Source organism: Longibacter sp. (assembly GCF_051155795.1).
Lineage (GTDB): Bacteria > Bacteroidota > Rhodothermia > Rhodothermales > Salinibacteraceae > Longibacter.
Genome location: NZ_DAXETW010000114.1, coordinates 1 through 7,698 on the forward strand (window position 1 = coordinate 1; position 7,698 = coordinate 7,698).

General features: G+C 64.1%; 6 protein-coding genes. 1 reads left to right on the plus strand and 5 read right to left on the minus strand.

Going from position 1 to position 7,698, the window contains the following annotated elements; genetic code table 11:
* The first annotated feature begins 227 nt into the window (after positions 1-227).
* Positions 228-1,595, plus strand: a complete 1,368-nt coding sequence (locus tag ACFCU0_RS11825) for a tryptophanase (protein WP_434973881.1) — start codon at positions 228-230, stop codon at positions 1,593-1,595.
* Between the two features lie 70 nt (positions 1,596-1,665).
* Here ACFCU0_RS11825 and ansA read toward each other — a convergent pair whose 3' ends face one another.
* The 5 genes from ansA to mutL all read right to left on the minus strand — a co-directional run.
* Positions 1,666-2,757, minus strand: coding sequence for an asparaginase (gene ansA, locus ACFCU0_RS11830; protein WP_434973882.1), 1,092 nt, complete (start codon positions 2,755-2,757; stop codon positions 1,666-1,668).
* Between the two features lie 52 nt (positions 2,758-2,809).
* Positions 2,810-3,331 carry an NUDIX domain-containing protein gene (locus tag ACFCU0_RS11835; RefSeq protein ID WP_434973883.1) on the minus strand — a complete coding sequence of 174 codons (522 nt, stop codon included), beginning with the start codon at positions 3,329-3,331 and terminating at the stop codon, positions 2,810-2,812.
* An 89-nt stretch (positions 3,332-3,420) separates the two neighbouring features.
* Entirely contained in the window at positions 3,421-4,005 is a 585-nt protein-coding gene (gene hpt, locus ACFCU0_RS11840) for a hypoxanthine phosphoribosyltransferase (protein ID WP_434973884.1), read from the minus strand.
* 139 nt (positions 4,006-4,144) lie between these two features.
* Positions 4,145-5,584, minus strand: a complete 1,440-nt coding sequence (gene tilS, locus ACFCU0_RS11845; protein ID WP_434973885.1) for a tRNA lysidine(34) synthetase TilS — start codon at positions 5,582-5,584, stop codon at positions 4,145-4,147.
* A gap of 15 nt (positions 5,585-5,599) precedes the next feature.
* Positions 5,600-7,698: DNA mismatch repair endonuclease MutL (gene mutL / locus ACFCU0_RS11850; protein WP_434973886.1), on the minus strand; the 2,099-nt coding region annotated here is incomplete at its 5' end.

Genomic DNA, 7,698 nt, shown 5'->3' on the forward strand with positions numbered 1-7,698 from the left:
TGTCGCCCAGGCCGGGGGACGATGTTTTTTCGTGAAAGAGGTCTGCTCGTGGTCAGGTGTCCGTGTACGAGCTTCTTCACGCGTAAGAGCGTGAACAGAGGCAATCCTCCCGAGACGTCGCGCCGCGCCTTCCCCCTTTCTCCCCCTTCCCACAGCTCCCCTTTCTCACGAGGGTAGCGCTTTGTACGTTGGCCTTCCGCCTGCATCTTGCATCTGCTCCTCCCCCCATGAAGACCATCATCGAACCGTTCCGGATCAAATCCGTCGAGCCGATCCGAATGACCACACGCGAGGAACGGGAAGACCTGATCAAGGCTGCCAACTACAACCTTTTCGACCTACGATCCGAGGACGTAATCATCGACTTCCTGACCGACTCCGGCACGTCCGCCATGAGCGCGTCGCAGTGGGCAGGTGTGATGCAAGGCGACGAAAGCTACGCCGGCTCCCCCTCCTACCACCGATTCGAGGCGGCGGTCAAGGATCTGATGCCGTTTGAGCACGTCATCCCCACCCACCAGGGACGCGCTGCCGAGCGCATCCTGATGGAGGTTGTCGCGTCGCCGGGCGATGTCATCCCCTCCAACACGCACTTCGACACGACGCGCGCCAACGTCGAATCGACCGGGGCGGAGGCGGTCGACCTGGTCATCGAAGCCGGACGCGACCCTCAACGCATCCACCCGTTCAAGGGCAATATCGACACGGAGAAGCTGGAGACGCTGCTGTCGGAGCGGGGCGATGACGTGCCGCTCGTCATGTTGACCGTGACGAATAACTCGGGCGGTGGGCAGCCGGTCTCCATGTCCAACATCAAGGCGGCGAAAGCGTGTTGCGAGGCACACAACACGCCGCTCTACCTCGACGCATGCCGTTTTGCCGAAAACGCCTACTTCATCAAGAAACGCGAGGACGGGTATGCAGACGTGCCGATCCCGGACATCGTGCGTGAGATGTTCTCCTACGCCGATGGGATGACCATGAGCGCGAAGAAGGACGCCCTCGTGAACATCGGCGGCTGGCTGGCGATGAACGACGACACGTGGGCGATGCACGCCCGGAACCAACTCATCTTGACGGAGGGGTTTCCCACGTACGGGGGGCTCGCCGGACGCGACCTGGAGGCGATTGCTCTCGGTCTGAAGGAGATCGTCGATGAGGATTACCTGGAGTACCGGATCGCGTCGACGCGCTATCTCGGCACCGCCCTGACGGAAATGGGGGTCCCGATCGTGCGACCGGTGGGCGGCCACGCCGTCTACGTCGATGCGCGCGCCCTCCTACCGCACATCCCCCCTCTCGAGTACCCCGGCCAGTCGCTCGCCGTGGCCCTCTACCTGACCGGTGGTATTCGCGGCTGCGAGATCGGCTCGGTCATGTTCGGGCGCCAGTCGGACGGCGGGGAGACGCCCGCCGCGATGGAACTCGTGCGCCTGGCAATCCCGCGGCGCGTTTACACCCAGAGCCACGTCGACTATGTGATCGAAGTGTTCGAAGACGTGTACGAGCGTCGGGACGAGTTGCGGGGCTACACGATCACGGAGGAACCGCCGCAGCTCCGTCACTTCACGTGCCACTTCGAGCCCCTCGGCTAAGTCCCGGCGCCGGCGCAACCACATCGGCGCCCTCCGGCGAAGGAGCGGCTCCATGCGGCCTCGCCTGGCGCTACCGGTATGCGGCGAGCCGGCGTCTCGTTTTCCCGAGTTCGGCCGGCGTTTCCTCCGGGGGCGTGAGTTCTCCCCGGAGGTTCTTCTGCATGAGGGCCCGTACGTCGTCCGGCGGCAGGCCCTGCTCGAAGAGGTAGTAGAGCTTCGCGAGCGCTGCCTCGGTCGTGATGTCGAACCCGCTCACGACGCCCGCATTCTGAAGGGCATGCCCGGTGGCGTAGAGATTCAGGTCCGCCGTCCCGCGCAGGGGTTGCGTCACCGCAACGATGACGACGCCGCGGTCGGTCGCCTCGCGGAGGGCTGCGAGAAATGCGTCGTTTTGGTCCGGGGCGTTCCCCGAACCGAAGCACTCCAGCACCACGCCCTGAACCGGGGGCGACAGTAGGTTTCGCAGTGAGTCCGGGTCCAACCCGGGAAAGATGCGAAAGGCGCTCACGGACGCGGTGCCGAGTTCCACGACCGACGGCGTCGGGGCCGGACCGCCAGCGTCCGGGATGAGCGACCAGTCTATTTCGACGTTAATGCCGACGCGCCCGACCGGCGAGAAGTTCGGGCTGGCGAAGGCCGCAAAGGCGTCGGCGTTTACCTTCGTGGTGCGATTGCCTCGGTACAGGTGGTCGTCAAAGAACAGATAGACTCCGGGCAGCCGATCGCTGTAGGCGCCCAGGAGGAGAAGCGACGTGAGGAGGTTCCCCTGCGCGTCGTTTCGCGTTTCCGCCAGAGGGATCTGCGACCCGGTCAGGACGACCGGCTTGTCGAGCGGATCCAGCATAAAGGACAGGGCGCTCGCCGTGAATGCCATCGTGTCGGTCCCGTGGACGACCAGAAAGCCGTCGTACGCATCCCACTTCTTCTGAATAACCTCCGCGATCTGCAGCCAGTGCGCCGGCGTCATGTTCGAGCTGTCGAGGAGCGGATCAAACTCGTACACGTCGTACGCGGGAACCGCCTCTTCCTGAAACGCCGGAATGTCCCGCATTCGCTCCTGCAGGTAGCCGGATGCCGGAGCGTACCCGCCGTCCGCGGAACGGCGCATGCCAATGGTACCACCGGTGTACGCGACGAAAATGCGGGGGGAATCGTCTGACATCACAAATCTGCAGCGGGGGACGGGAGCGTGCTGTGGTAGCGCTTGGAGAGACCTACGAGTCCAGACCGAGCCCTCCACCGATCTGCGCCCGAGCGACGGTGTCATCCGGGTCGAGCGCAAGCGGGATCAGCCATCGGAGGTTCGGCAGGCAGCGGTCGCGAACCCGGCCGGGCGTGAGCACATCCGTTACGGGGACACGGCGAATGACCTCGGCCTCCATTGTTCGCGCCTCCTGAACCGCCATAGACGAGATGCTGTGGAAGAACAGGACCTGACCCGGCGCATCGTCTTCCCCGTCCTCGCCCCGCCACGAAAGGCGGCAGAACGGCGTCCAGGCCGATGGATCCGTGCCGCGAGTGGGTAGGTGAACGCCGGCCTCTTCGTTGAACTCGCGCGTCATTGCGGTTGCGGGCCATTCGCCCGGTTCCACTTTTCCTCCCACGCCGTTGAGCCGGCCGGCCTGCCAGGCGGGCTGCTGCTTCTCGATTAATACGACCGTTTCTCGCGGTTCGTCAAAGCAGAAGCCGCAAACGAAGGTCTGGACGTGCGGCGATGCGTCACTCGAGGACGGCATGACAGGTCGACGCTAGGGTGGCGGGCTCGCGAGACGGCAACCGTCGGCCCGGAGTTCGATCTCGACGGGCGGTACCGCATGACGCTCGGTCATTCGTCGAGAATGTAGATGTCCGGCAGATTCCGCGCGATCTGGCCGTAGTCCAGGCCGTAGCCGATAACGAAGAGGTCCGGGATCTCGAATCCGACATAATCGAGCGTCAGATCCGGCTCCGTCGACGCCGGCTTGTGCAGCAGGGTCGCAACGCGTACCGACTTTGGATTGTAGTCGTCAAGCCGGTTCATCATGAACTGCATGGACAGGCCCGTGTCGACGATGTCTTCGACCACAATGACGTCACGCCCGTCAAGGTCGGCGTCAACGCTTTTCAGTTCGTGCACCTGGCCGGAGCTGACTTTCTCATCGCCGTACGACGAGAGCTTGATGAAGTCGACCTCGCAGTCGATGTCGATGGTCCGCATAAGGTCAGCGGTGAACATAAAGGCGCCGTTCAGCACGCTGATGAGAATCGGCGTTTTGCCTTCGTACTCGTTGCTAATCTGCCGACCGATCTCCGCAATCCGCTGCCGGATGCGGTCACTATCGAGATACAGTCGAAACCGATCACCGCGAAAGGTGACGGTTTGATCCGTAGGCTGGGCGGGCACTTCCGTGAGGTCGCGCGTGGAGGACATGGACGACTCGTCGGTTGGGCAAGAGAGCGGCAGGGGGAACGGACGTCACGGCACTACGCAGACCGTGACCAATCGTCACGCCGGAGTAACGTAGAAGCTATCATGGCAGACGGACAAATGGGAGTGATGCGCCCGATTTTCACGACGGAGAACCGATTACTCGGGGAGAAGCACGATCATCCGCGGGTCCGGGAGCGACGGTCAGGCGGGCAACCCGCTGCGTATCGGCGCGAATGCGCAGTCTGTGGTCGATGCGGTGGCCGACGATCCAGGCGATGTGCTCAGGCATCGCGACGACAAGCGTTCGGGCGCGCTGATGAGGCGCTACCTGCGCGTCGGTTAGCACGTCCGCCACGGTCTTCGTCCCCTCCATCCCCAGCGGTTGCATCCGATCGCCGTCCTGCCAGGAGCGGACGACGAGATCCGTGCCCAGTCGATCGGCGTCCAGCGTGGCGCAACCGGTGCCGTCATCGATCCAGTTCTCAGCGCAGCCAGGTCCGACGTCCATCGTCTCCATTGCGATTGTCCCGTGCGGGGTGGCACACGATTGGTCCGGCGTGAGCTTTACCGGAGGGACCGGGACCGTTCGCTCCGCCACGAGACGGATGCCGTCCCGCTCGCGCCATGCGATGCCGGACCCAAGCTCCACGCGCGCTCCGACGCGAGCCTCGAGCAGTTCCCGGAGCCGTGCGGCAATAGCACTCGTCTGCGGTGCGTCGGGAATGGTCCGCCGGAGGGCGTCGAGCGTCACGCGGTCGGTCCACACATCGGGGGCCCGGCGCATAGCGGATTCTCGGAGCAGCGACGTATCTGCCTGCGTTTCCACGATCTGCTCGGTCCATCGGCGTCGCTCCGGCATGAGCGTCGCATCCGACACCGTTCGTAGGAGATCGGCGGCGTGGGCGATGCGTCCGCTCGCCCCCGGGAAGGCGTCCTCGATCGCGGGGAGAATGTCCGTTCGGAGCGTGGTCCGAGCGTAGGGACCGCGGGTGTTCGTTGGGTCTTCCCGCCAGGGAATACCGCAACGCTCTGCGTAAGCGTGAACCTCTTCTCGAGACGTCCCGAGCAAAGGCCGAACGAGGTCGACGGTCGACGACGATCGCAGGGGGCGGCGCCAGGGCATCCCGGCGAGAGCGGTCGGACCGGCCCCTCGAAACAGCCGGAGGAGGACCGTTTCTGTCTGATCGTTGCGGTGGTGCGCCACGCAGACGGCGGACGCTCCGTGAGTCTGTGCCACCTCGTGAAACCGTTGATACCGAACATCCCGGGCGGCCTCCTGGAGCGACGTGCCGGCGGGAACGTCCCGCATGTCGACATCGAAGACGTGGAGGTCGACCGGAGGGCGGAGCGCGCGGCACGCGGCGCGAACCAGTGCCTCATCCGCCTCCGCCCCCTCCCTCAGCCCGTAATTAACATGCACCGCGATCAGGCGGTGTTGATCGGACAGCAGGTCGTGCAGCAGGTGAAGGAGCACCATCGAATCCACCCCCCCGCTGACGCCGATCACGACCGGCCCTGTATCGGGCCACAGACCGTGCTGTTTGGCCGCCGATCGCACATCGTCTTTCAAATCCTTCATGCGTGCACCCCCTCATCACTGACGGAACCGCCGCTCAATTTCTTCGAGAGAAAGATCCAGCGTCGTCGGGGTCCCCCCCGGGTCCGCATACGGCATCTCGCACTCCATGAGTCGACGAATCAACGATCGGCGTTCCTCCCGCGATAGCTCATCGCCCCGCTGAACGGCGCTATTGCGGGCGATCGCCGTTGCGAGGTGTTGCTGCCGGTCCTCCGGAGACGGTGCCTCCCCCGCACGGAGAGCATCCATGACCGTACGCAGGATCGACGATTCATCTTCGTTTCGAACCTGAACGGGGACGCCGCGGATCTGCACCGTCCGCCCGCTCAACCGTTCCAGATCAAATCCGAGCGCCCTCAACTCTGGCAGCCACTCCTCGAGCAGCGCTTCCTCGGCCGCGTCCAGCTCGACGGTCTGTGGAAAGAGAAGCTGCTGCGATTCCCCGGACTCCTGCGACCGAAGCTGTTCCAGCGCCTGCTCGTACAGAACTCGGACGTGGGCGGCTCGCTGGTCGACCAGGAGGAGCCCGTGCTCGGTGGGGGTCAGCAGATACCGACCGTGGAGCGACCAGACCGGTCCGATGGACGCCTCCCCCTCCTCCGGTCGCCGGTACAGTTCGCGCGTGAGGTCGCCGCTGCTTCCCTCCCCGACGGTCTCGTCCTGCGCCCCCGAGCGGCTGCGATGGCGACGGCGATTTCGCGGGGCGGCACCGCTCGAGGAACCCGACATGCGAGAGCTCGACGAGGCATCGGTCCGCGACGACGATCCACCGCCGGATGAGGACTGATTTCCGGTCGAACGCCCGGTGGATCTCCCCCTCGTCGACCTTGCGTCTTGAGACGTCCCGGATCGATTCCGAGGCTTAAACGACGTGGGTACCCCCGTTCGGTCCGTCGCGGTCCCGTCGCCGTCCGTTCCGGCGTTTTCTCTGTGCGGTCCGTCGCTCCCGGCCTGTCGACCCGATCCCGACGTGCGGTCGCGCGAGGTCGAACCACGCGCCGACGCGGATGACTGAAACTGCGGCGTACGATGTGCACGTGCCAGGGCCTGGCGGACGGCCGACTTGATAAAGCCGTACATCCCGCTTTCATCGTCGAATTTGACTTCGGCTTTCGTCGGATGGACGTTCACATCCACGCGACGTGGGTCCAGGTCGAGGAAGAGTGCGAAAAAGGGAAACGCCTTATCCGGAAGGACGTCTCCGTATCCGGTCCGGACGGCGTGACTCAGGTATCGATCCTCGACGTACCGCTCGTTCACGAACAGGAACTGATCGCCTCGCTTCTTGAGCCGGCCCGCGGATGGGTTGATGATGAGACCGCAGACCGACACGTCTTCCGCCTCGTCCTCCACATCGAGCAGCAGGCCGTCATCGTCCAGCTCCATCAGATCCATGACCCGCCGGCGGAGAGCCCGGAGTCTGCCGCTATCCATCGGCGCGGCCACCAGGTCGTACAGCGACCGGTCCTTGTGCTCCATCCGAAACGCTGTGCCCGGGTGGGCGAGGCTCAAGAACCGGAAGGTATCCGTGAGATGCTTGAGTTCAGTCGCCGGGGTTTTTAAAAAATTGCGGCGAGCCGGAACGTTATAAAAGAGGTTCCGCACGGCGATGGACGTCCCGTTCTGGGTGGCGCAGGGCCGGACGTGAACGATCTCTCCCCCTTCGACGCGGACCTCCGTGCCGATGTCGTCCTCGACGCGCTTCGTTTTCAGATCGACCTGAGCGATCGACCCGATGGATGCCAGCGCCTCTCCCCGAAACCCGAGCGTACGAATACGATCCAGATCATCGATCGACCGAATTTTGCTGGTGGCATGTCGGTCGAAGCACCGGCGGGCATCCGCCCGGCTCATCCCGCATCCATCGTCAATAACCTGAACGAGCGTGCTTCCGGCGTCCTTTACGATCAGTTCGATGGATGAGGCGCCGGCATCGACGGCGTTTTCGATCAACTCTTTGGCGACGGATGCCGGGCGCTGGACGACCTCGCCGGCAGCAATTTTATTTGCCAGCGTATCCGACATCTGTCGAATAATGCCGTCCGTCCCCTCGGACGCGTCGGACGGAGAAGTCGAACCGTCGCTCACAGAAAGATCCGTTCCTTGAAGAGAGT